The sequence below is a fragment of the Qipengyuania sp. MTN3-11 genome (assembly GCF_042851825.1).
GTDB lineage: Bacteria > Pseudomonadota > Alphaproteobacteria > Sphingomonadales > Sphingomonadaceae > Qipengyuania.
This window is the reverse complement of sequence record NZ_BTGM01000001.1, coordinates 223,474-246,792: the sequence shown is the minus strand read 5'-3', so window position 1 is coordinate 246,792 and position 23,319 is coordinate 223,474. Positions and strand designations below refer to the sequence as shown.

The following is a 23,319-nucleotide window of genomic DNA, read 5'->3' as shown; positions in this document are numbered from 1 at the left end:
TTGCGCCGAGTCCCGGGACCGATGGATAGCTACGATATCGTCATCGTCGGGTCGGGCCATGGCGGCGCGCAGGCGGCGATCGCGCTGCGGCAGCAGGGGCACGAAGGCACGATCGCGATGGTCTCGCGCTCGCACGTTCCGCCTTACGAGCGCCCGCCGCTGTCCAAGGAATATCTCGCCGGCGAAAAGCCTCTGGAGCGCATCATGATCCGCCCTCCCGCCTTCTGGCAGGAGAGGGGGATCACGCTCGAACTCGGAACCAATGTCGCCGAGATCGACTGGATGCGCCGTCAGATCGTCTGCGGCGACGAGCGCCGGATCGAATATCGCAAACTGATCTGGGCGGCCGGCGGAGACGCGCGGCGGCTGTCCTGCCCCGGATCCGATCTCGCCGGGATACACACGGTCCGCTACGTCACCGATGTCGACGCGCTGCGCGCCGAATTGCTCGGCGGCGCGCGCCGCGCCGTGGTCGTCGGGGGTGGTTACATCGGCCTCGAAGCCGCCGCGGTGCTGCGCAAGATGGGTTGCGAGGTCACTTTGCTCGAAGCCCAGTCCCGCGTGCTGGCGCGGGTGGCGGGCGAGACGCTGAGCGAATTCTATCAGGACGAGCACCGCAAACAGGGGGTCGACTTGCGGCTCGAAACCGGCGTCGAGCGGATCGAGGGCGAAGCGGGGCGCGTCACCGCGGTCGTGAGCGACACCGGCGAAACCCTCCCGTGCGATGTGTTGATAGTCGGGATCGGTATCGTCGCCGCGGTCGGTCCGCTGATCGCTGCCGGGGCGTCGGGGACCAACGGGGTCGACGTCGATCCCTACTGCCGAACGACGCTCGACGACATCTACGCGATCGGCGACTGCGCCGCGCATGCCAACCCCTATGCCGACAACGCCGTGATCCGCCTCGAATCGGTGCAGAACGCCAACGACATGGCCAGTTGCGCGGCCCGGGCGATCATGGGCGACAAGCAGGAATACGACGCCGTGCCGTGGTTCTGGTCCAACCAGTACGATCTGCGCCTGCAGACCGTGGGTCTGTCGCTGGATCACGACACCACGGTGGTTCGCGGCGACCCCGCCAGTCGGAAGTTTTCGGTCGTCTACCTGCGCGACGGGCGCGTGATCGCGCTCGATTGCGTGAACAATACCAAGGACTATGCGCAGGGCCGCAAGCTGGTCGAAGCGCGTGCCGAGATCGCGCCCGAACTGCTGGCGGACAGCAGCATCGTGCTCAAGGACATGCTCTGATCACTCGGCGGGCAGGGCGATCGTCTCGCTCTCGCGGATCTTTCCGGCAAGGCTTTCGTCCGAATAATTGACCTCGCGCAATTGGCCGGTTGCGTAGAGCCCGTGCTGATCGCGCACCCATTCGGGCGGCACCGCGAAATTGCCATAGGGCAGGATCGCGCGGGCCTTCGGAGTGTCGGCGAATTCGATCGCCGCGACCCAACCGGTTCCTCCCAGGAACTGAAGGCCGGTTCCGTCGGGCTTCGGCGCGAAATAGGCGGGCCGGAACGCGCCGAATTCCCCAATCCCCAGATTGGACGGCAGAGTCCCGCCCTTGCCGTCGGGCGTGCGGGCGATCGCGCCCCAGGGCAGGTCCAGCGGCGCACCGGCCTTCTCCAGCATCTGCGCCGCACCGACCAGCGCGGCGACGGCCGCGGGCTCCTTCGCATCGTCGATCCCCGAGGGGAAGGCGGTCGGATCGGCGAACGACCAATCGCGCTCGTAGGGGCTTCCCCCTTCGCGCAGGAACGCGAAGGCCCAGAGCGCGAACAGCGCGGCACCGCGGCTGTCGGCATCGTGCCGGCGGTTCCACCCGGCCAGCACCTCGGCGGCGCGGCCGGCGGTCGCATCGCCCGAGCCGCGCGCCGCCGCGATGAGATCGTCGAGCAGATTGTCCGCCACGGCGAAGCGCGTGTCGTGGGCATAGGCGATCAGTTCGTCGAAGGTGATGCTCTGGTCCGCCAGCAACAGTTCGAGCGAATGCTGGGGCCGGCCGGGGAGCGCGGGCACCGGGTAATCCTGCGGATAGTCCTGCGGGCCGGTGACCAGCGGGAGGGTGGCGGTGTATCCCGGCTCGTTGGCGTTCTGCACGAAGCCCGACGGCGGATTGGCGACGCGGATCAGGTCGGAATAGGGGCGATATTCGGTCCACAGATTTTCCGGGTTCGAACCGTCGACCGGGGCGGCCCAGAATGCCGCATCGCCCTTGTCCCGCACCGGAGTGAGACCGTTCGAGAGGTAGAGGATCTCGCCCGCGCGGTCGGCATAGATGACGTTGAACATCGGCATCTGCATCTGCGCCAGCGCCGCTTCGAATTCGGCGCGGCTGTCCGCCTCGGCCATGGCCGCATATTGATCGAAGGTGCGGGCATGGGCGGCATCGCCAAGCCCCGCGATCTTAACGACCACGGCCTTGCCACCCGCCATGCCCACCACCGGGCCGTGCGCGGTGCGCCGGATCGGCAGATCGCGCGTGGTCATGGCCCCGTCCGCGCCGCGCACCTTCAGCGATACGGTCTCGGTTGCGAACGGCAGCACCTCCTCGCCGATGCGATAACCGCCCTCGGCAAGGTCGAAGAGGAAGATATCCGCCCCATCGAAGACGTTGACGGTGTGGGTCCAGCCGAGTTGCTCGTTGAACATAATCGAGGGGAAGGGCTGGCCGATCAGCGACACGCCGTAGGCGTTCTGGCCGGGGGACACGTGATGCCCCTCGAACCAGGTGAAGATGCCGTCCCACGGCAGGTGCGGGTTCATCAGCAGCATCGCATGGCCACTGGCCGAGCGCGAGGGCGCGATCGCCCAGCCGTTCGAACCGGCCTCGCCCGGCGCGGACGCCGAACCGGCGATCAAACGCTGCGCCTGGGCCAGTTCGCGCCCGCCGTTGAAGCTGAGATTCACCACCCGCTGGATATGCGCCATGATATCCGGCCCGCTGACCGGCAGAACCTGTCGCATGGCCGCGCTGCCGCTGTCGGGATGCGCGGCGAACCAGGCGTTGATCCCGTCTGCGAAGGCATCGATCTGGGCGCGATATTCGGGGGACTGCGCCGCATGGAGCCGCTCGGCCGACTGCGGCACGCCCATGGTCCACAGCATCTGCGCTTCGGCGAGGCGATCCTCCCCCCAGTATTCCGCCCCGCGCCCGCGCGCCGTGCCGATCAGTTCGAGCAGCTGATCGGGCCGCCCGCGCGCCTGGGCCCATCCATAGGCATGGCGCAGCGCCACGTCCGAACCGGCACGGATATGGGGCACGCCCCATTCATCCCAGTCGATCCGCGCTTCCCGCTCGGCGCAGCATTGGCTTGCCGAAGCGGCGGCGAGCGGACCGGTGTCGGGCGCCGTCGTCGCGCAACCCGCCAGTGCGATGGCGAGCATGGGTAGCAGGGCAATTCGGCGCATCGTTATTCTCCTCGTCGAGAACAACAGCGCCTATCGCCGGGATGAAGTCAACCGTTTGCTGGCCCATTGCGCCGCGTCGGCCACCGCCGGATCCGCGTCCCCCCGCAGCCCGTCCACCAGCGGCACCAACGCCCCGGAACCGCTGTTCCCGGCGGCATAGAGACAGTTGCGCACGAAGCGGTCGCGCCCGACGCGCTTTATCGGCGATCCGGAGAAGAACTGGCGGAACCCGGCATCGTCGAAGGCCAGGAACTGCGCGAGCCGCGGCGCGGTCAGTTCCTCGCGCGGGGCGAGCCTGGCATGCCGGTGCGCGGCATCGGCGAACTTGTTCCAGGGGCATACCGCGAGGCAATCGTCGCAGCCGTAAATGCGGTTGCCGAGGGCCGCACGGAATTCCTCGGGGATCGGGCCCTTGTGCTCGATCGTGAGGTAGGAAATGCAGCGCCTGGCATCGAGCCGGTAGGGCTGCGGGAAGGCATCGGTCGGGCATGCATCCTGACAGGCGCGGCACGAGCCGCAGCGGTCGGCATGCGGCGCATCGGCTGCGAATTCGAGCGTGGTGTAGATCGCGCCGAGGAACAGCCAGCTGCCGTGTTCCGTGCTGACGAGGTTGGTGTGCTTGCCCTGCCAGCCGATCCCCGCCGCCTCGCCAAGCGGCTTTTCCATCACCGGCGCGGTGTCGACGAAGACCTTGAGCTCGCTGTCCGGCTCGCGCGCCACGAGCCAGCGGGCGAGCGCCTTCAGCGCCTTCTTGACCACGTCGTGATAATCGCGCCCCCGGGCATAGACCGAAATGCGCGCGGCCTCGGGGTCGCCCTCCAGCGCCAGCGGATCGATATCGGGCGCATAGCTCATGCCGAGCGCGATCACGCTCCTCGCACCGGGCCACAGGCCCTGCGGCGAAGCGCGCTGGTCCTTGCGCGCCTCCATCCATTCCATGGTGCCGTGCCGCCCTTTGCCGAGCCAGCTTTCGAGCCGCTCGCCGCGCAGCGGGTCGGTCGCGGCGCTGGCAAAACCGCAGGCGGCGAAGCCCAGCACGCGAGCCTCGTCGCGAAGATCTGCCTGCAATTGCGAATTAACCACGCTTGCGTGCGCTCCCGTTCACTGTCAGCCCCTATCGGCGATGCGATGCTTACCGACACCGGCACGATGACGCGACCCCCGCGCAGCGAGGACGGCCCTCTGGCGATCGAGGCGCGCGGGCTGGTCAAGCGCTTCGACGACACGCTGGCGGTAGACGGAGTAGACATCGCCGTGCCGCGCGGCGCGATCTACGGCATCCTCGGCCCCAACGGCGCCGGGAAGACCACCACGCTCAGGATGCTGCTCGGCATCATCGATCCCGATGCAGGCGTGCGCCGCGTGTTCGGACACGATCGCCCGCACGAGGTCTCGCGCCTGATCGGATACCTGCCCGAGGAGCGGGGGCTCTACCCGGCGATGAAGTGCGACGAGGCGATCGCCTTCATGGGGGCGCTTCGCGGCCTGCCGCTGGCGGAAGGGCGCGCGAAGGGCCGCGCGCTGATGGAAGCGCACGGGCTCGGCCATGCGGTGGACCGCCAGATCAGGCAGCTTTCCAAGGGCATGGCGCAGACGGTGCAATTGCTCGGCACGCTGGTCCACGAGCCCGAACTGGTGGTGTTCGACGAGCCCTTCAGCGGGCTCGATGCGATCAACCAGGGCAAGCTCGAAGTACTGATCCGCGACCTTGCCGCGAATGGCACCACCGTGATCTTCTCGACCCATGTCATCGCCCATGCGGAGCGGCTGTGCGAACAGATCGCCATCATCGCCGGGGGCAAGGTGCCCTTCGCCGGCGACGTCGACAGCGCGCGGGACCGCATCCCGGCACAGGTGAGGCTCGAGACGCGCAGCGCCGAGGGCCCCTGGCGCACCGCCTTCCCGACCGATGCGCGGCACGAGCACAAGAGCACCGGGGGCCATTTCTGGTCCTTTCCGGTCCCCGAAGGCGGGATCGAGGCGATGCTGCGCCCGCTGATCGAAGGGGATGCCGGCATCCTCTCGCTCTCGATCGAGCGCGCGGGGCTCCACGATGCCTTCGTCGCCATCGCCGGGGAGGCCGCCGCCGAGGCGCTCGCCGAAGACAGTCCGGCGGAGGCGCGGCAATGAGCGCCTCGCGCCTTTCGATCTGGCAGGCCGCCTTCGTGGTGGCGCGGCGCGATTTCCTTGCCATCCTGCTCAGCAAGGCGTTCCTGTTCTTCCTGCTCGGTCCGCTGTTCTTCGGCGGCATCAGCGTGGCGGCAGGAGCCCTGGGCGCGAAGGCAGCCGACAGCGCCGAACCACCGCGTCTCGCCGTCCGGCTCGGCGAAGCGGACAGTGCGCGGTTCGCCGCGAGCTATGCGGTATTGCAGGATGCGATCCGCCTGCCGGAGATGGAGACGATCCCGCACGGCGATCCGCAGTCCCCCGAAGAGCTTCTGGCGGATGGCGGGCGCAATTTCGGGGCGGTGCTCACCGGTTCGCTCGACAGTCCCGCGCTGACCGGCACCCCGGGCGAACTCGAACGCTGGCGCGGTCCGATCGCGCTGGTGGCGTCGGAAGCGCGCGGCGGCGGGCCGCGGCTCCTGCCCGAAGTCGCACTCAACCCCACCCGCTCGAGCAGCGCCGATACCCGCAGTTCGCGGGTCGGCACCGCGACCGCGGGGATTACGCTGCTGTTCCTGCTGACCATGCTGCTGGCCGGCATGGTGCTCTCCAACCTCGTCGAGGAGAAGGCGAACAAGATCATCGAGATCCTCGCCGCCGCGATCCCGATGGACGCGGTTTTCCTGGGCAAGCTCTTCGCCATGCTGGCGATCAGCTTCGTCGGCATCGCGGTGTGGGGGGCGGTGGCGGCGATCGTCCTGGCCCTGGGAGCGGCCGCGATCCCTCCGCTGCCGGTGCCCGCGGTCGGCTGGCCGTTCTTCATCGCGCTGTTCGTCACCTATTTCGCCATGGCCTATCTGCTGATCGGCTCGGTGTTCCTCACCGTGGGGTCGATGGCGGCGACGGTGCGCGACGTGCAGACGCTGTCGATGCCGGCGACGATCCTGCAACTGGCGGTGTTCTTCCTCGCCACCTTCGCGATGACCGATCTCGGTTCGCCGGTCGAGCTGTTCGCCGCCGTGTTCCCGCTGTCGAGCCCCTACGCCATGGTCGCGCGGGCGGCACAATCTCCGCTCATGTGGCCGCATATTCTGGCGCTTGTCTGGCAGGTGGCGTGGGTCGCGATCTTCGTGCGCACCGGGGCGCGGATGTTCCGCCGGCGGGTGATGAAGTCCGGCCTCGGCGGCCGCGGCAAGCGACGCGGGAAGAATCCACTCCCCGCATGATCGGTTGCGAAAAGCAACCCTATTGACACGGATGTCAGTTAGGGCAGGATGGGAAGCAACAGGGAGGGCGGCCGCAACGAGTCGCCGAAAAGGAGAGAACCATGGCCACCGCCGCGATACCGCGCCCCGAAGTCCGCTCCTCGCCGACCGCCTACGAGGCGCTCAAGAACCATTTCGCGGAACATCCCGAACACCGCCCCCAGCATCCCCACAAATGGGACGTCAGCCGGTCCGACATCTATTACGAGAACACCTGGCAGCCGATCTTTCGCGAGATGCGCGAGGCGGGGCCGCTCCACTACATCCCCGAGAGCCCGTTCGGCCCCTATTGGGCGGTCGTCCAGCACAAGGCGATCCAGCATATCGAATCGCTGCCCGAGCTGTTCTCCTCGAGCTGGGAACATGGCGGGATCACGATCCTCAACCGCCTGACCGACGAGGAGCTGGCGCAGAGCAACATCGAGCGCCGGGAGCTGCCGATGTTCATCGCCATGGACCGCCCCCAGCACACCGGCCAGCGCCGCACCGTGGCGCCCAAGTTCACCCCCAGCGGGATGGCCGAGATGGAAGGAGAGATCCGCCAGCGCACCGGCGAACTGCTCGACACCCTGCCGCAAGGCGAGGTTTTCGACTGGGTCGACACGGTCTCGATCGAGCTCACCACCGGAATGCTCGCGATCCTCTTCGGCTTTCCCTGGGAGGACCGCCGGCTGCTGACTTTCTGGTCCGACTGGTCCGGCGACACCGAGCTCGCCACCGTGCGCGAACTCGACGAGATGCGCTGGGGCTTCCTCCACGAGATGGGGGCCTATTTCCAGTCGCTGTGGGTCGAGCGCACGCACGACAAGGAACCGGGCGACGATCTCATCTCGATGATGATCCATTCCGAGGCGATGAACCAGATGCGCCCGGAAGAATTCATGGGCAATCTGGTGCTGCTGATCGTGGGCGGGAACGACACCACCCGCAACACCATGAGCGGCATCATCCATTACATGGACAAGTTCCCCGACCAGCGGAAACTGTTCGAGCAGAACCCGGACCTCATCCCCAACGCAGTCCAGGAATGCCTGCGGATGCAAACGCCCCTGGCACATATGCGGCGCACCTGCACCGAGGATACCGAACAGTTCGGCCAGACGATCAAGAAGGGCGACAAGGTCGTCCTGTGGTATCTTTCCGCCAATCGCGACGAGGAGGTCTTCGAGGACCCCGACCGGCTCGACATCACTCGCGAGAACGCCCGGCGCCACATCGCCTTCGGTTACGGCATCCACCGCTGCGTCGGGGCGCGCCTCGCCGAACTCCAGCTGCGCATCCTGCTCGAGGAAATGCACAAGCGGCGGTTGCGGGTGCACGTGGCCGGCGACGTCGAGCGCGTGCGGGCGAATTTCGTCCACGGATTCCGCAAGCTCGAGGTCGAAGTCACGCGATTCTAGGGGACACCAATTCGCGCGGCACCGGCGGCCGTTCGGCGCGTATTCATGGCGAACCGTGTAGGATTGCCGCCATGACCAGACCAGCCTCGTCCTTCCCATCGACACCGAACCCGCGTCGCGGCTTCCTCGCCTTGCTCGGGGCCGGTGGCGCGTCGCTCGCTCTCGGCGCCTGCGGGTCCAGCCCGGCTCAGGCGAAGAGCTTTCCGGTCTCCATGAGCGAAGCGCAATGGCGCAAGAAACTGAGCGCGCCCGAATTTCGCGTGCTGCGCCAGGAAGCGACCGAGCGTCCCTATTCCTCGCCGCTCAACGCGGAAAAGCGGACCGGGCTGTTCGCCTGCGCCGGGTGCGGCAACAAGCTCTATGCCTCGCGCACCAAGTTCGAGAGCGGAACCGGCTGGCCGAGCTTCTGGCAAGCCCTGCCGGGCGCGGTGGGCACCCGCACCGATCTCAAGATCGGCTATCCGCGCACCGAAGTGCATTGCGCCGATTGCGGCGGGCATCTGGGACATATCTTCGATGATGGCCCCGAGCCCACCGGCAAACGCCACTGCATCAACGGCGTGGCGATGGATTTCCTTCCCGCCTGATCCGCCGGCGCAGCGCGCTCAGACGCGCAGAAGCTGCGGGCACTGGAGCGAGGCCGCGAGGTGCGCGAACTCGCGCAGGGTGAAGGTGCTTTCGAAAACCAGCCCGTAGGACGTACCCTTGCGCCAACGGACCTTGGCGCGGATTTCGGGAACCTTGTCGCCTTGGATCCGCACGATCTGATCGATGGCAAAGGCGCTGTCGCAATCCAGGCGACAACCTTGCTGCGAGAGGTTCTCGGCGATCGCTTCCGCCCGGCCGGACAGCGAGGACACGGTCAAAGGCAATGCGATGTTCAGCCGCAGCTGACGCTTGGGGTACGTCCAGTTCTCCGAAATCAGCTCTTCGACGCAGACCGGTTTGGCAAAGGTGAAGCTCGCTTCCCGTTCGTGTTCGCGGACCTTTTCCAATTCGAAGGTCTCGCCGTTCTGCAATTCGAGCGCGAAATGATTGCCCACCGGAAGCTCGTGGAACAGGCGCAGGCCGATACCGAGAGCCGAAACGTCGCGAATGACGCAGACGAATTCACCCTGTGACGAGATGAGCTTGGCCGCACGAATCAGCGAAATATAGCGGGGCGCCTCGCGCTGATCCGCGGAGGTGCCGGTCGCCTCTGCCGGAATGCGGTCTATCGAGGTGTAGTCCATGCGTTCCTTAACCCCCCAGATTCGCCGCGCTTTCCGGCAATATCGGCGGTGGCGATTGGTTTTGCCCTCATAAGGACATAGGGGTTAATACCGAGCTAATGCCGGAAGAGCCGGAGGCGTGGTTTCCCCATCGAATATTGACCTTGTCATGGTGCGCCCTAGGTGCGGCGTCATGCGCTCCGAAACAGACACGCAGGACATGGGCCCGCGATGAGCCGGAAAATTCTCGTCACCGGCTCGGCCGGCTTCATCGGCTATCACCTCTCGCAGTTGCTGCTCGACGAGGGGTTCGCGGTCCTCGGCTATGACGGGATGACGGACTATTACGATGTCGCGCTCAAGCAAGGGCGACATGCCATGCTGCGCGAAAACGCTAGGTTCACCGCCGTCGAAGGGATGCTCGAGGACGCGACCCTGCTCGACAAGGTCGCAGACGATTTCGCCCCCGACGCGATCATCCACCTGGCAGCGCAGGCAGGCGTGCGGTACAGCCTGGAAAACCCGCGCGCCTACATCGATTCCAACATCGTCGGCACGTTCAACGTGATGGAGGCGGCGCGACGGCTCGGGGTCGATCACCTGCTGATGGCGTCCACGTCGTCGGTATATGGCGCCAACACTGCCATGCCATTCATCGAGACCGAGACGGCGGATACCCAGCTGACGATTTACGCCGCAACCAAGAAGGCGACCGAGAGCATGGGGCATTCCTATGCCCATCTCTGGAACCTGCCGACCACAATGTTTCGCTTTTTCACGGTCTATGGGCCTTGGGGCCGGCCCGACATGGCGCTCTGCAAATTCGTCGAGGCGATCCTCGAGGATCGCGCGATCGACATCTACAACCGCGGCGAGATGTACCGCGATTTCACCTATGTTGAGGATCTGGTCCGCGCCATCCGTCTGCTGATCGACGCAGTTCCTCAGAGGCCAGAAGGCGGCGCGGTGGCCGAGGGCGACAGCCTCTCGCCGGTCGCGCCTTATCGGGTGGTCAACATCGGCAATTCCGGAAAAGTCAGCCTGCTCGACTTCGTGGATGCGATCGAGGACAGCCTCGGCAAGAAGGCGATCCGCAACTTGATGGAGATGCAAAAGGGCGACGTTCCCGCGACCTGGGCCGATGCTTCCCTGCTCGAGCGGCTGACCGGGTACCGGCCACGAACCGATGTGCGCGAAGGCATCGCGCGCTTCGTGGACTGGTACCGGGACTATTATCGCAAATAGGGCAGCTGGTGCGGGTGGTGGGACTCGAACCCACACGATCAAGGATCAGGGGATTTTAAGTCCCCGGCGTCTACCATTCCGCCACACCCGCGATGCCGCATCGCCTAGTCGCGTGACATGCCGGGAGCAACGTATCAGGGGGCGACCCCTCAATCGTCGTTGAGCATGCGCCGCATTTCCTTGCCGGGGCGGAAATAGGGGACGCGCTTCGCCGGAACCTCGACCGCTTCGCCGGAGCGTGGGTTGCGGCCGGTGCGGGCTTCCCGCTCACGGGTCGAGAAGGCACCGAAACCACGCAGTTCCACGCGCCCGCCTTCCGCGAGACGCTGACCGATCTCGTCGAAAAAGATGTCGACCACCTGCTCGACCTCGTCGGCACGAAGGCTCGGGTTCTCCTGGGCCAGGGCAGCAAGCAGTTCGGATCTTATCATGGCCTTCTCCCTGCGCGGGAAGCGAGACACATCTGTGCCTGCTCCCGATGCGACCCCTCGAATTTTCCGTCTAGGTCAGATTTCCGACGGAATCCAGTCTTGCGGGTCCAGGCATGTCAGGCATCCGCCAAAAGATCGCGCGCACGAAGTCCCAGCCGGTCTATCCGCTCGCGAATGACGGGCCACTCCTCGCGTACGAAGTGTTCGCGCTCGCTGTCGCGCAGGCGAGCAGCAGCGCCATCGACAACGTACATCCCGACACCGCGCTGGACGGCCACCAGACCGTCCGACTGAAATTGCTGATAGGCCTTGGCGACGGTCAGCGGGTTCGCGCCCTCTTTCGCCGCGAGCGCGCGTACAGAAGGCAGCATTTCGCCTTCTTCGTAGGTCCCATCGAGGATGGCCGCCGCAATCTGATCGCGCAATTTGAGATAGACCGGCTTCGATTGATTGTTCATTCGCTGTTCCCGACGTGCGACGCCACCCGGCGCTAGTGCATCAGTGCCATAATACAGCGTTGCGCGCAAGGTTCCCGGTTCCTTGACCGCGGCCCGGGACGGGGTCGTCGCGTCTGTAACTAAGGCTTCACAAGCCGGACGAAGCCGTTAGGGTGGCGTGCTTCATGCCGCGGGCACACGCGGCGGTTGCAGACGAGGATGGATCGCATGAAGGATATGGCTCTGTGGGCGCAGGAAGACTGGATCGCGGCGATCGCCGCCGTCGTCCTCAGTGCCTTCCTGTTGCTCGGCGCTTACGCCGTTACCCGTAAAGAGCCGGAGGTGGGCGGGCACCCCAAGGGTCTGTACATCCTGTTCTTCGCCGAAATGTGGGAGCGCTTTTCCTATTACGGCATGCGTGCCCTGCTGATCTTCTACCTTACGCAGCACTGGCTTTACAACGACAGCCGTTCGAACATCATCTACGGTGCCTATGTCAGCCTGGTCTACATCACGCCGGTGCTCGGCGGGTGGTTGGCCGATCGCTATCTGGGTCAGCGCAAGGCGGTGCTGTTCGGTGCCGTTCTGCTTACCCTCGGCCACTTCTGCATGGCCTTCGAGGGTGACGGAGCGCTCGGTCAGCAGAACCCGATGATCAACGTGTTCTGGCTCGCCCTGGCGCTGATCATTGTCGGCTCGGGCTTTCTCAAGGCCAACATCTCGGTGATCGTCGGTCAGCTCTATCCGCGCACCGACGTGCGCCGCGACGGTGCCTATACGATCTTCTACATGGGCATCAACGTGGGCGCCGCGATCGGCACGATCCTGGCCGGTTACCTCGGGGTCACGCTCGGCTGGGCCTACGGCTTCGGGGCGGCGGGCATCGGCATGCTGCTTGGCCTGGTCGTCTTCGTGTTCGGCAAGCCGCTGCTGCTCGGCAAGGGCGAACCGCCGCGGCCGCTGTCCAAGAACACCGAAATGACCATGTACGGCGTCGGGCTGGCGGGCGTCGCGATCATGTGGATGCTGATCCAGTACCAGTCGGTGGTCGGCGGACTGATGCTGGTCTGCGGCGTGGCGCTGCTCGGCTATGTGCTGTTCGAGGCGTTCAAGCTCGAGAAGGAGCCGCGCGAGCGCATGTTCGCCATTCTGTTCCTGATCGCGCTCCAACCGCTTTTCTGGGGCCTGTTCGAACAGGCAGGCGGCTCGCTCAACCTGTTCACCGATCGCTACATCGATCTCGGCGGCGTTCCCGCGCCGATCTTCCAGTCGATCAATCCGATCTACATCATCCTGCTGGCCCCGCTCTTCGCGGGCCTGTGGACCTGGCTCGGTCGTCGGGGCCTCGAACCCTCGACGCCCGCCAAGTTCGGGCTGGGCCTGGTGCAGCTCGGCTTCGGCTTCCTGGTGCTGGTCTGGGGTGCGGCCACCGTCGACGAGACCGCCTTGATCCCGGTCATCTTCCTGTTCGGCATCTACCTGTTCCACACCACCGGCGAGCTGTGCCTGAGCCCGGTGGGCCTGAGCGCGATGAACCGGTTGTCGCCGACGCATCTCGCATCGCTGATCATGGGTGCCTGGTTCTTTGCCACGGCGGGCGGCAATTACGTCGCCGGCATGATCGGGGCTGCCACCGGCGGAGAGGACGGCGCAATGAGCCGCCAGGGAACGCTCGACGTCTATTGGCAAATCGGCCTCGTCGCGATGGCCGTAGGCGTGGGCGTGATCGTCATTTCGGGCTTCGTGAAGCGCTGGATGCATCTCGACACGCTCCGCGACGACAATGTCGGCGACGATCTCGCTGGCCAGGCGGGTGCCGGCCTGGAAAGCCAGGAAGCCGGCATCCACCCTGCGACCAGCCCGCAGGCTCCCGGCAAGCACGAGGAAAATCGCTGAGCGGTCCATGATGGCCGACAAGCGCAATTGACGTACCGGGCCGGGGCAGCGATGCTCCGGCCCGATTATTGGGGGGACTTCATGACAAAATTCGCTCTGCTCGCGTGCGCGGCCGCGATGGCCCTTGGGGGTTGTTCGGCCACGGGAAACAGCGAGACCGCCTCGGCATCCGATGCAGACCGTGCCGCGCCCCTCGGGGCCGACGGCCGCGCGCCCTACGCCAGCACCTACCGCGCCTATCCCGGCCGGCCTACCGCGCTGGTGGGCGCCACCGTTTTCGACGGCAAGGGCGGGCGCATCGACAACGGCACGGTCCTGTTTCGCGACGGCAAGGTCGTCGAGATCGGGCCTGCCTCGCTTTCCACCGAAGGCTACGACCGGATCGACGGGACCGGCAAGTTCGTCACCCCGGGTATCATCGACATTCACTCCCACCTGGGCGATTACCCCAGCCCCAGCGTCGATGCCCATTCCGACGGCAACGAGGCGACCGACCCGACCACGCCCGAAGTTTGGGCCGAACATTCGGTGTGGCCGCAAGACCCCGGTTTCACGCGCGCGCTCGCCAATGGCGGGATCACCGCGCTGCAGATTCTCCCTGGTTCGGCGAACCTGACCGGCGGCCGTTCGGTGACGCTCAAGAATGTCTCCGCGCGCACCGTGCAGGGAATGAAGTTCCCCGGCGCGCCCTACGGCATGAAGATGGCCTGCGGCGAGAACCCCAAGCGCGTCTACGGCAGCCGTGGACGGATGCCGTCCACCCGCATGGGCAATTTCGCGGTCAATCGCCAGATGTGGCTCGACGCCCGCGAATATGCCGACGGCGACCGGGATAATCGGGATCTTGCCAAGGAAACGCTCGCCGGCGTTCTCGACGGCGACATTCTGATTCACAACCATTGCTACCGCGCCGACGAGATGGCGCTGGTGATGGATATGGCCAAGGAGATGGGCTACAAGGTCACCGCCTTCCACCACGCGGTGGAAAGCTACAAGATCGGCGATCTGCTGCGCGAGAACGACGTGTGCAGCGCGATTTGGGCCGACTGGTACGGCTTCAAGATGGAAGCCTACGACGGGATTCCCGAAAACGGCGCGCTGCTGCAGCAGGCAGGTGCCTGCGTCGTGATCCATTCCGACGATGCCAACGATATCCAGCGCCTCAACCAGGAAGCCGCCAAGACCCAGGCCGCGGGCGCGCGCATCGGCATCGCCATTCCCGATGCCGAGGTCATTCGCTGGATCACGCTCAATCCGGCCAAGGCGATGGGCATCGACGCGATGACCGGCAGCCTCGAGCCCGGCAAGATGGCCGACGTGGTGCTGTGGAACGGCGACCCGCTGAGCGTCTATTCGCGGCCCGAAAAGGTCTGGATCGACGGCGCGCTGATGTTCGATGCGATGGAACCCTCGCGCCGTCCGGTGAGCGATTTCGAGCTCGGACAGCCCGGCGAAGGAGATGTGAAATGAACCGGATCGCCCTTCTCGCATCCGCCGCTATCGCTGCCCTGACTGCGCCTCTGGCAGCGCAGGATATGGCCATTTCCAACGTCACGGTGGTTTCCGGCGACGGTGCCGATCCGGTCGCAAACGGCGCGGTCGTCATCCGGGGCGGCCGTGTGGTCTATGCCGGCCCTTCGGCGAATATGCCTGCATCCGCCGGCGCGCCGATCGATGGAGGTGGCGCCTGGGTCACCCCCGGCCTGGTCGCAGCGCCGACCAATCTCGGCCTCTACGATGTCGGCGCGGTCGACGAGAGCAACGACAGTTCGGCTTCCTCTTCGCCCTTCGGTGCCGCACTGGATGTCGCGCCGGCGATCAATCCCCTGTCGCAGCCGATCCTCATCAGCCGCGCGGGCGGCGTCACCCGCGCGGCGGTGATGAGCGGCCCCAGCGGCTCGATCTTCGGCGGACAGGGCGCGCTGATCGACACCGGCGCCGATCCGCAGGCGATCCGCAAGGCGCGCGCTTTCCAGGTGGTGGCCCTGGGCGAATCGGCCGGACGGATCGCGGGCGGAAGCCGCGCCTCGGCCCATGCCCTGTTCCGCAACGCTCTGCGCGAAGCGCGCGATTACGGCCGCGATTCGCGGGTGCTCGGCAGCCCGGCGCGGCCCGCCGAAACCCGCACCGGAGACGACGTGCCGATCGATCCGCGTCTGATCGACGATCCCACCGAACGGGCCAGCGACACGCTGCTGACCCGGTTCGACGCGGCCGCGCTGGTCCCGGTGCTGCGCGGCGAGCAGAAACTGGTGGTGGCGGTCGACCGGGCGGCGGATATCCGCGCCGTGCTGGCGCTGAAGGAGGAATTCCCCCGGCTCGACATGGTCATCGCCGGGGCCGCCGAGGGCTGGATGGTGGCGAGCGAGATCGCCGCAGCCGGCGTTCCCGTGCTCGCCCCTGCGCTCCAGGACCTGCCGAGCAGTTTCGAAATGCTCGCCTCGACCCAGAGCAACATCGGGCGGATGCGCGATGCCGGCGTCACCGTCGGGATCGACGCCAGCACGATGCGCCAGCCGCGACTGCTGACCCAGCATGCCGGCAACCTCGTCGCCCTTACCCGGGTGCCCCGCGCCACCGGCTTGAGCTGGGGCGAAGCATTCGCCGCGATTTCCTCGATCCCGGCGCGGATCATGGGGATGGGCACCGGCGTCGGGACACTGGCTTCGGGCTCGGCGGGCGATCTGGTGGTGTGGGACGGCGATCCGCTCGAGGTGACCTCGAGCCCGCTCAGGGTCTATATCGACGGCGTGGAACAGCCGCTTGAGAACCACCAGACCGGTCTGCGCGATCGTTATCGCGATCTCGATACGAGCGATCTGCCCAAGGGTTACGACTGGTAGGATCGCGAAATGGCGGCGATGAAGGAGATGCGCGCGGCCCTGCTGGCGCTGGGTGCCGCAGCGGCCGCCATCGGGGTTCATGCCATGGCCGCCCAGGACAGCCCGCCCGACCGGTCGCAGGACATCGCCTGGATGAGCGCCCAGCAGGCCTATCTCGGCGGGCTCGAAGCGGAAGATGGCTGGCGAACCATGCCCGGCGGGCTCAAGTGGCGCTATCTCGAACACGCGGGAAGCGAGGTGAAGCCGACCCTCACCGACACGGTGACGGTTCATTACGCCGGGACGTTCATCGACGGCGAGACCTTCGATTCGAGTTACGATCGCGGCGAGCCGGCCACTTTCCCGCTCGGGCGACTGGTAAAGGCGTGGCAGATGGCGATACCCGGGATGGGCGTGGGCGACACGATAGAGATCGCCGCGCCCGCCGACCTTGCCTACGGACCGGAGGGACGCGGTCCGATCCCCGGCGGAGCGACGCTGCTGTTCAAGGTCGAACTGCTGGGCATCGAGGGCCGTTGATTGCCGCGCACGCCGCGGACGGCTAACCCGTAGCGGGTCGCACACCGGGGAGCTTGCCCATGGATCCGCTGACTTCGCTCGCCGCCGCATCGATCGCATTCGTCGGCACGCATTTCGCCCTGTCGCACCCTCTGCGCGCGCCGCTGGTCGGTGTGGCGGGAGCGGCCGGCTTCATGGCGCTCTACAGCCTCGTTGCCGCCGCCTGCATGGTGTGGATGTACCTCGCCTTCGTCGCCGCACCGGCCGGTGGCCTTGCTGGAACCGGCGAAATCGGATGGATGGTCGCAACGATCCTGACCCTGCCGGCGCTGGTCCTTTTCCTCGGCTCGCTGCGCGGCAATCCCGCGCTCCCCGCTCCGGGCGCGGAGAAGCTCGCGGCGCGTGAACCCTCGGGCGTCTTCGCGGTCACGCGGCACCCGATGATGTGGGGCTTCGCTCTGTGGGCAGTCTCGCATCTCGTGCTCTGGTGGAGCTGGCGGACCAATATCGTCGCGTTGGCGATCCTTGTGCTCGCGCTCATCGGTGCGCGCCTGCAGGACCGCAAGAAAGCAGGGCAGATGGGCGAGGCCTGGACCGCGTGGGAAGCGAAGACGAGCTATTGGCCGCGCTGGAGCAGGCTGGCGGGCGCGGGCGCGGTGCTGTGGCTGGTCGCGATCGCCGCGTGGCTGGCGATCACCTGGTGGCATATTCAGGCAGGCGGCGCACCCGCCGGCATCTGGCGCTGGGTCTGACTATTCGCCCGTGAACCGGGGGACGCGCTTCTCGATCAAAGCGTCGACTCCCTCCATATGATCGGCCGTAGTGTGCATGAGCGCCTGTGCATTCGCGGCCATTTCCAGCGCCGTGTCGTAGCTGGTTCCGCGCCCCTGCCGCATCAGGTTCTTCGCCTGCCGCAGCGCATGCGGCGGCATCGCGGCGATCTTGTCGGCCAGCGCACGCGCCTCGTTCATCAGCGCGTCGTGATCGACCACGCGGCTGACCAGCCCCCAGTCGAGCGCGGTCGCCGCGTCGATCACTTCTCCGGTGTAGAACAGTTCGGCTGCGCGCGCCTCGCCGATGATGCGCGGCAGGATCCAGGTTCCCCCGTCGCCCGGGATGATGCCGAGCTTGAGAAAGGTGACGCCGAACTTGGCCCGATCGCTGGCGATTCGCATGTCGGCAAGGCAGGCAAGGTCGCAGCCGAGCCCGATCGCGGGGCCGTTGACCGCCGCGATCAGGGGCACGCGCAGCCCGTGGAGCGCGCGCAGCACCTTGTGGATGTTGTTGCGATAGCCATCGGCGATCTCGGGCGCGGTACCGCCGAAATTGCCGGTCTTGTCCTTCATCGCCTTGATATCGCCGCCGGCGCTGAAGGCGCGCCCCGCGCCGGTGAAAATGACGCAGCGCACGCCCAAATCGGCATTGATCGCATCGCAGGCGGAGGTGAAGGCGTCGCCGTCTCCCGCCTGACCGAGCGGATTCATGCTGTCCGGACGGTCGAGGACCAGCCCGGTGACGGCACCGTCCCGCTCGATCTTGAGGACGCTCAAGCCCGCGCCTCTTCGATCCCCGCCGAATTGTGCCGCAGCGCAGTGAGCACGGTTTCGACGATATGCGGCGCGTTGAGGCCCGCCTCGTCATACTGCTTCATCGGATCGTCCTGGTCCTGGAAGCGGTCGGGCAGGCGCATGGTGCGGATCTTTAGCCCGGTATCGGTCAGTCCGGTGTCGCTGGCATGGGTGAGGACATGCGCCCCGAGGCCGCCGACTGCGCCTTCCTCGACCGTGACGACGACCTCGTGGCTGCGCATCAGCCGGTCGATCAGCTCGGTGTCCAACGGCTTGGCGAAGCGCATGTCGGCGACGGTGGTGGAAAGCCCCTTGGCCTCGAGCTGGTCGGCGGCCTTCCTGGCCTCCTCCAGCCTGGCGCCGAGGGACAGGATTGCCACCTTGGAGCCTTCGCGCACCACGCGGCCTTTGCCGATCTCCAGTTTCTGTGGCGTCTCGGGCAGCTCCACACCGACCCCGTTGCCGCGCGGATAGCGGAAGGCGATGGGACCCTCGTCATGCTCGGCGGCGGTGTAGGTCATGTGGACCAGTTCCGCCTCGTCCGCAGCGGCCATCACCACGAAGTTGGGCAGCGTGGCGAGATAGGTCACGTCGAAGCTGCCCGCATGCGTGCTGCCGTCCGCGCCGACCAGCCCCGCGCGGTCGATCGCGAAACGCACCGGAAGGTTCTGGATCGCCACGTCGTGCACCACTTGATCGTAGGCCCGTTGCAGGAAGGTCGAGTAGATCGCGGCGAACGGCCGCATGCCCTGCGCGGCGAGCCCGGCGGCGAAGGTCACCCCGTGCTGTTCGGCGATGCCGACATCGAAAGCGCGCGCGGGATGTGCGGCGGCAAAGCGATCGACGCCGGTGCCGCTGGGCATGGCGGCGGTAATCGCGCATATCCGCGGATCGCTTTCGGCAAGCTTGGCAAGGGTATCGCCGAAGACGTTCTGATAGGCGGGGGGACCGGCCTTCGATTTCGCCTTCTCGCCGGTGACCACGTCAAATTTGGGCACGCCGTGATATTTGTCGGCGCTGCTTTCGGCAGGGCCATAGCCCTTACCTTTGGTGGTGACGACGTGGATCAGGACCGGGCCCTGCTCGCTGTCGCGCACGTTCTCGAGCACCGGGATCAGGTGTTCCAGGTTGTGCCCGTCGATCGGGCCGACGTAATAGAAGCCTAGCTCCTCGAACAGGGTCCCGCCGGTCACCATGCCACGGGCGAATTCCTCGGCCTTCTCGAGCCCGGAGAACACCCGGCGCGAGAGCTTGCGGCTGATCCGCTTGGCGAGGCTTCGAAGCCCGAGATATTCGCTACTCGACACCATCCGGGCGAGATAGGCGGAGAGGCCGCCCACCGGCGGAGCGATCGACATGTCGTTGTCGTTGAGGATCACCACCAGCCGGTTGCCCGCCTGTTCGGCATTGTTCATCGCCTCGTAGGCCATGCCGGCGCTCATCGCCCCGTCGCCGATGACGGCGATACCCCGGCCGGGCTTGTCCTGCAGCTTGTTGGCCATGGCGAAGCCGAGCGCGGCGCTGATCGAAGTGCTCGAATGGGCCGCCCCGAAGGGATCGTATTCGCTTTCGCTCCGCTTGGTGAAACCGCTGAGCCCGCCGCCCTGGCGCAGGGTGCGGATGCGATTCCTTCGCCCGGTGATGATCTTGTGGGGATAGCACTGGTGCCCGACGTCCCACACCAGCTTGTCGTTCGGCGTGTCGAAGACATAGTGGATCGCCACGGTCAGCTCGACCACGCCGAGCCCGGAACCCAGATGCCCGCCGCTGGTGCTGACGGCATCGATCATCTCGGATCGCAATTCGTCGGAGAACTGGCGGAGCTGGTCCTTGTCGAGCTTGCGAAGGTCGGCGGGATACTCGACCTTGTCGAGTAGCGGCGTATCGGGCGGTGAACTCATGGGCTTGTCTTAGATCACCGATCCCGGCCTGTCGATGAATAGCACCCGCATCAGGGCCTGAGGAATTCGTGAGCGCAGTGGCGCGGGACCCGTATTCAGGCTGCGCAGTCCTCGCATAGGCCGCGCAGTTCGACCACCGGGCGGACATCGGCGAACCCCGCGTCGCGCCCCGCCGCGCGCAAGGCGCCAGTGACCCGGTCGTCGTCGAGATGGCTCGCCTTCCCGCAATCGTCGCAGATCAGGAAGATGCAATCGTGATGGCAACCGGGGTGGGTGTTGACCAGATAGGCATTCGCGCTCTCGATGCGGTTGGCGAGATTGTTGCGCACAAACAGGTCGAGAATGCGATACACGCTGTTGGGAGCAACGCGCTTGCCGCGCGTGCGCGAAAGGTTGTCGGCGATGTCATAAGCGCTGGCCGGCTTCTCGTGCCCGGCGAGTTCCTCGAACACCAGCCCACGCATGCCGGTCCATTGCTCACCGGCCTCTGTCAGCGCCCTGCGTGCGGCATCGACGAGCGCTTCGCCCGCGTGTTCCTTGTGTGCATGGGAATGGGACGCCATGGGGCCGAGGTAGGCGCGGGCGGGCGCCCCCGCAAGTCAGTTGCGGCGGAAGCTCGCGCTGTAGACGCCCGGAAAGAGCCGCTTCAGCGCCGCGACCTTGGGGGCGTCCCACCGAACGATGTAGCCGTGACGCGGGTTCTTGGCGGCGAAATCCTGATGATAGGTCTCGGCCGGGTAGAAGGCCTGCGCGCGGACGACATCGGTGACGATCGGACGATCCCATTTGCCGCTCGCCTTGATCTGCGAGAGATAGGCCTTCGCCACCGCGAGCTGTTCTGCGGAGGTCGGGATCAGCTTGGCGTCGTATTGCGCGCCGCGATCGGGGCCCTGGCGGTTCTTGAGCGTCGGATCGGCGACAACCGAGAAAAATATGCGCAGCAGCTGGTCGTAGCGGATGACCGTGGGATCGTAGGTGACCCTGACCGCCTCGACATGGTCGGTGACGCCGGAAGAAACGAGATCGTAATCCGCCTGGCGCTCGGTCCCGCCGTGATAGCCCGAGACCGCGCTGGTGACGCCCTTGGTATGGCTGAACACCGCCTCCACGCCCCAGAAGCAGCCACCGGCAAAGATCGCGGTCTTCAGGCCGCTTTCCTTGGCAGTGCGCTGAGCAGAGGGCGCCTCGACGATGTTCTCCGCCGCCACGGCCTGCTGGCAGGCACCTAGCGACAGCGCGAGCGCGCCGGCTGCAAGGGCGGAACGCATCCTCAAGCGAGGATGCCGAGAACCGCCGTACCCAGCGCCGGATTGAGCGCTGCCGTGGCGATTCCGCCGAGGATGAAGCCGATACCGAAATTGCGATAGAGCGAGGAGGTGAAGAGGGGCATTGTCACTGTCTTTCGTTGCTTATTGCAACGTGTGTAGGGGATGCGTCTTTGCAAGACCCTTAATGCCTCGGTTGCCCATGGTTCATGCACCGCTCGACGAAAACCGGCCTGCGAGCGACGAACTGCGCTTAATGGCGGAAGTGGCGCATACCCGTAAACACCATGGCGAGACCCTTCTCGTCCGCCGCGGCGATCACTTCCTCGTCGCGAATCGACCCGCCCGGTTGGATCACTGCGGTCGCGCCGGCCTCGGCAGCAGCGAGCAGGCCGTCGGCGAAGGGAAAGAACGCGTCCGATGCCACGGCACTGCCCACGGTCCGGGGCTCGCTCCAGCCGTATTCCGCGGCCGCTTCGGCCGCCTTCATGGCGGCGATCCGTGAACTGTCGCGGCGGTTCATCTGACCCGCGCCGATGCCCACGCTCGCGCCGTCCCTGGCATAGACGATCGCGTTGGATTTGACGTGCTTGGCCACTTTCCAGGCGAACAGGCAGTCGGAAAGCTCCCGCTCGCTGGGTCTCCGCTTCGTCACGACCTCGAGGTCTGCGGGTGCCAGCGATCCGGTGTCGCGGGACTGCAGCAGGAAACCGCCGGCGATCGATTTCATGGTCAGCGCCATGCGGGCCGGGTCGGGCAGATCGCCGGTGAGCAGCAGGCGAAGGTTCTTCTTCGCGGCGAAGGCGGCCCGGGCCGCTTCGTCGGCATCCGGAGCGACCACCACTTCGGTGAAGATCTCGGTGACGGCGGCGGCAGTCACGCCGTCGAGGGGCCGGTTGACCGCGACGATGCCGCCGAACGCGGACACCGAATCGCAAGCGAGGGCGGCGCGATAGGCATCGACCAGCGTTTCGCCCGTGGCCACACCGCAGGGGTTGGCGTGCTTGACGATCACCACGGTGGGCGGGCCATCGGCAAACTCCGCGATCAGTTCGAGCGCGGCATCGGCATCGTTGTAATTGTTGTAGGACAGCGCCTTGCCCTGCACTTGCTCGGCCTGCGCGATACCGGCCGCGGCGGGGCCGGCGGGAAGATAGAGCGCCGCCTGCTGATGCGGGTTCTCCCCGTACCGCAGCGTTTGCGCGTGGCGCACGGGAATCGCGACCGAAGCGGGAAAGATTTCCTTCTGGTCGGCAAAGGCGAACCAGGAAGCGATCGTGGCATCGTATTGCGCCGTCAGCGCGAAGGCGCTCGCCGCCATTTTGCGCCGGAATTCCTCCCCGGTCGCTCCGTTCCCCGCTTCGAGCTCCTTGAGGAAGGCGTCGTAATCGGCGGGATCGGTCAGGATCGTGACGTAGCGATGGTTCTTCGCGGCGGAGCGCACCATGCTCGGCCCGCCGATATCGATGTTCTCGATCACCTCGTCGCGGTCCGCCCCGCGCGTCACGGTCTGCGCAAAGGGATAGAGATTGACCACGACGAGGTCGATCGCGCCGATCCCGTGTGCCGCCATCGCCTCCGCGTGCCGGGCATCGTCGCGCACTGCCAGCAGCCCGCCGTGAACCTTGGGGTGCAGGGTCTTGACCCGCCCGTCCATCATCTCGGGAAAGCCGGTGAGGTCGGACACGTCGCGGACGTCCAAGCCCACATCGCGCAGCGCCTTCGCGGTACCGCCGGTCGACACGAGCTCGACCCCGCGCCCTGCAAGCGCGCGTCCGAGTTCCACCAATCCGCTCTTGTCGGACACCGAAAGCAGTGCCCGCTTGATCTCGACCTGCGCCACGT

The 23,319-nt window shown here is 66.3% G+C and carries 21 protein-coding genes and 1 tRNA gene; 11 read left to right on the top strand and 11 right to left on the bottom strand.

From position 1 onward, the window contains the following. Positions 1-21 precede the first annotated feature (21 nt). On the top strand, positions 22-1,248 hold the full coding sequence (locus ACGHN1_RS01260; RefSeq protein WP_390547637.1) for an NAD(P)/FAD-dependent oxidoreductase: 1,227 nt from the start codon (positions 22-24) through the stop codon (positions 1,246-1,248). Here the strand turns inward: ACGHN1_RS01260 and ACGHN1_RS01255 are convergent, their stop codons facing one another. Further along, positions 1,249-3,408, bottom strand: coding sequence for a penicillin acylase family protein (locus ACGHN1_RS01255; protein ID WP_390547635.1), 2,160 nt, complete (start codon positions 3,406-3,408; stop codon positions 1,249-1,251). Positions 3,409-3,438: 30 nt separating this feature from the next. Further along, positions 3,439-4,491: a tRNA epoxyqueuosine(34) reductase QueG gene (queG, locus tag ACGHN1_RS01250; protein ID WP_390547633.1), complete on the bottom strand. Its 1,053-nt coding sequence runs from the start codon at positions 4,489-4,491 to the stop codon at positions 3,439-3,441. 66 nt (positions 4,492-4,557) lie between these two features. Between queG and ACGHN1_RS01245 the strand changes: the two genes are divergently transcribed. The 4 genes from ACGHN1_RS01245 (at position 4,558) to msrB (ending at position 8,766) form a co-directional block, all read left to right on the top strand. Beyond that, entirely contained in the window at positions 4,558-5,538 is a 981-nt protein-coding gene (locus ACGHN1_RS01245; RefSeq protein ID WP_390549721.1) for an ABC transporter ATP-binding protein, read from the top strand. Next, on the top strand, positions 5,535-6,740 hold the full coding sequence (locus ACGHN1_RS01240) for an ABC transporter permease (protein ID WP_390547632.1): 1,206 nt from the start codon (positions 5,535-5,537) through the stop codon (positions 6,738-6,740). The genes ACGHN1_RS01245 and ACGHN1_RS01240 overlap by 4 nt, the downstream gene beginning before the upstream one ends. Positions 6,741-6,841: 101 nt before the next feature. Continuing rightward, positions 6,842-8,179 (top strand): cytochrome P450, encoded by a 1,338-nt coding sequence (locus ACGHN1_RS01235; protein ID WP_390547630.1) that lies wholly within the window; start codon positions 6,842-6,844, stop codon positions 8,177-8,179. Positions 8,180-8,250: 71 nt separating this feature from the next. Continuing rightward, a complete protein-coding gene (msrB, locus tag ACGHN1_RS01230) occupies positions 8,251-8,766 on the top strand; it encodes a peptide-methionine (R)-S-oxide reductase MsrB (RefSeq protein ID WP_390547628.1) in 516 nt (171 codons plus the stop codon). An 18-nt stretch (positions 8,767-8,784) separates the two neighbouring features. Here msrB and ACGHN1_RS01225 read toward each other — a convergent pair whose 3' ends face one another. Next, complete coding sequence (locus tag ACGHN1_RS01225; RefSeq protein ID WP_390547626.1) at positions 8,785-9,411, bottom strand: PilZ domain-containing protein; 627 nt, start codon at positions 9,409-9,411, stop codon at positions 8,785-8,787. 210 nt (positions 9,412-9,621) lie between these two features. Here ACGHN1_RS01225 and ACGHN1_RS01220 point away from each other — a divergent pair, with 210 nt between their 5' ends. Then, positions 9,622-10,635, top strand: coding sequence for an NAD-dependent epimerase/dehydratase family protein (locus ACGHN1_RS01220; protein WP_390547624.1), 1,014 nt, complete (start codon positions 9,622-9,624; stop codon positions 10,633-10,635). A gap of 6 nt (positions 10,636-10,641) precedes the next feature. Here ACGHN1_RS01220 and ACGHN1_RS01215 read toward each other — a convergent pair. The 3 genes from ACGHN1_RS01215 to ACGHN1_RS01205 all read right to left on the bottom strand — a co-directional run bounded on the left by ACGHN1_RS01215 (position 10,642) and on the right by ACGHN1_RS01205 (position 11,524). Further along, positions 10,642-10,726: transfer RNA gene (locus ACGHN1_RS01215), tRNA-Leu, on the bottom strand. 58 nt (positions 10,727-10,784) lie between these two features. Continuing rightward, complete coding sequence (locus ACGHN1_RS01210; RefSeq protein WP_390547622.1) at positions 10,785-11,066, bottom strand: integration host factor subunit beta; 282 nt, start codon at positions 11,064-11,066, stop codon at positions 10,785-10,787. A gap of 116 nt (positions 11,067-11,182) precedes the next feature. Next, on the bottom strand, positions 11,183-11,524 hold the full coding sequence (locus ACGHN1_RS01205) for a GntR family transcriptional regulator (RefSeq protein WP_390549719.1): 342 nt from the start codon (positions 11,522-11,524) through the stop codon (positions 11,183-11,185). 207 nt (positions 11,525-11,731) lie between these two features. Between ACGHN1_RS01205 and ACGHN1_RS01200 the strand changes: the two genes are divergently transcribed. From ACGHN1_RS01200 to ACGHN1_RS01180, 5 genes are all read left to right on the top strand, one after another. Next, entirely contained in the window at positions 11,732-13,399 is a 1,668-nt protein-coding gene (locus tag ACGHN1_RS01200; protein ID WP_390547620.1) for a peptide MFS transporter, read from the top strand. Positions 13,400-13,480: 81 nt separating this feature from the next. Beyond that, positions 13,481-14,869, top strand: a complete 1,389-nt coding sequence (locus ACGHN1_RS01195; RefSeq protein WP_390547618.1) for an amidohydrolase — start codon at positions 13,481-13,483, stop codon at positions 14,867-14,869. Further along, positions 14,866-16,242, top strand: a complete 1,377-nt coding sequence (locus tag ACGHN1_RS01190) for an amidohydrolase family protein (protein ID WP_390547616.1) — start codon at positions 14,866-14,868, stop codon at positions 16,240-16,242. The genes ACGHN1_RS01195 and ACGHN1_RS01190 overlap by 4 nt, the downstream gene beginning before the upstream one ends. A 9-nt stretch (positions 16,243-16,251) precedes the next feature. Continuing rightward, on the top strand, positions 16,252-16,761 hold the full coding sequence (locus ACGHN1_RS01185) for an FKBP-type peptidyl-prolyl cis-trans isomerase (protein WP_390547614.1): 510 nt from the start codon (positions 16,252-16,254) through the stop codon (positions 16,759-16,761). A gap of 59 nt (positions 16,762-16,820) precedes the next feature. Continuing rightward, positions 16,821-17,492, top strand: coding sequence for an NnrU family protein (locus ACGHN1_RS01180; protein ID WP_390547612.1), 672 nt, complete (start codon positions 16,821-16,823; stop codon positions 17,490-17,492). On the opposite strand, the gene ACGHN1_RS01175 is transcribed toward ACGHN1_RS01180, so the two are convergent. The 5 genes from ACGHN1_RS01175 to purH form a co-directional block, all read right to left on the bottom strand. After that, positions 17,493-18,290, bottom strand: coding sequence for a crotonase/enoyl-CoA hydratase family protein (locus ACGHN1_RS01175; protein WP_390547611.1), 798 nt, complete (start codon positions 18,288-18,290; stop codon positions 17,493-17,495). It lies immediately after the preceding gene. Continuing rightward, a complete protein-coding gene (gene dxs, locus ACGHN1_RS01170) occupies positions 18,287-20,209 on the bottom strand; it encodes a 1-deoxy-D-xylulose-5-phosphate synthase (protein WP_390547609.1) in 1,923 nt (640 codons plus the stop codon). The genes ACGHN1_RS01175 and dxs overlap by 4 nt, the downstream gene beginning before the upstream one ends. A gap of 95 nt (positions 20,210-20,304) precedes the next feature. Then, positions 20,305-20,772, bottom strand: a complete 468-nt coding sequence (locus ACGHN1_RS01165; RefSeq protein ID WP_390547607.1) for a Fur family transcriptional regulator — start codon at positions 20,770-20,772, stop codon at positions 20,305-20,307. 36 nt (positions 20,773-20,808) lie between these two features. Further along, positions 20,809-21,477: a peptide-methionine (S)-S-oxide reductase MsrA gene (gene msrA / locus ACGHN1_RS01160; RefSeq protein ID WP_390547605.1), complete on the bottom strand. Its 669-nt coding sequence runs from the start codon at positions 21,475-21,477 to the stop codon at positions 20,809-20,811. Between the two features lie 250 nt (positions 21,478-21,727). Further along, entirely contained in the window at positions 21,728-23,317 is a 1,590-nt protein-coding gene (purH, locus tag ACGHN1_RS01155; protein WP_390547604.1) for a bifunctional phosphoribosylaminoimidazolecarboxamide formyltransferase/IMP cyclohydrolase, read from the bottom strand. Positions 23,318-23,319: the final 2 nt, after the last annotated feature.